The following is an 813-nucleotide window of genomic DNA, read 5'->3' on the forward strand; positions in this document are numbered from 1 at the left end:
TACACTGAAGTTTCCATCTTGATCGGCTTTCGCTGTTGCTTTAGAACCATCTGGAAGAGTAACCTCTACTGTTGAACCGGCTTCGGCTGTACCTGTAACTGCTGTAGCGCCTGCTGTAACTGGGCTTACACTTGGTGCTGCTGGTGCTGTTGTATCTGGCACTGTAGCTGATGTCGGTGTTGACTTGTTACCTGCATCGTCTGTTGCTGTTACAGATACTTTATCGCCTTCTTTCAAACCGCTAACTGGAACGCTGAAGTTGCCATCTTGGTCAGCTGTTGCTGATGCTTTAGTGCCATCTGGAAGAGTAACCTCTACTGTTGATCCTGCTTCGGCTGTACCAGTTACTGCTGTGTCACCTGCTTTAACTGGGTTCACAACTGGTGCAGCTGGAGCTGTCTTATCATCAGCTTTCGCTACAGTTGCTGTAGTTGGAGTTGATGTATTGTTTGAAGCGTCTTTCGCTGTAACAGAGACTGTTTGACCTTCTTCCAAGCCACTTACTGGAACGCTGAAGTTGCCATCTTGGTCAGCTGTTGCTGATGCTTTAGTGCCATCTGGAAGAGTAACCTCTACTGTTGAACCTGCTTCGGCTGTACCTGTAACTGCTGTAGCGCCTGCTGTAACTGGGCTTACACTTGGTGCTGCTGGTGCTGTTGTATCTGGCACTGTAGCTGATGTCGGTGTTGACTTGTTACCTGCATCGTCTGTTGCTGTTACAGATACTTTATCGCCTTCTTTCAAGGCACTTACTGGTACACTGAAGTTTCCATCTTGATCGGCTTTCGCTGTTGCTTTAGAACCATCTGGAAG

Annotated in this window: 1 protein-coding gene; it reads right to left on the reverse strand. The window is 47.8% G+C overall.

From position 1 onward, the window contains the following. Positions 1-813 (reverse strand): Ig-like domain-containing protein (locus tag TZ96_RS00005; protein ID WP_045762392.1); only part of this gene is annotated, 813 nt, incomplete at both ends.

This window comes from Streptococcus infantis, assembly GCF_000963255.1.
GTDB classification, from domain to species: Bacteria; Bacillota; Bacilli; order Lactobacillales; family Streptococcaceae; genus Streptococcus; species Streptococcus nidrosiense.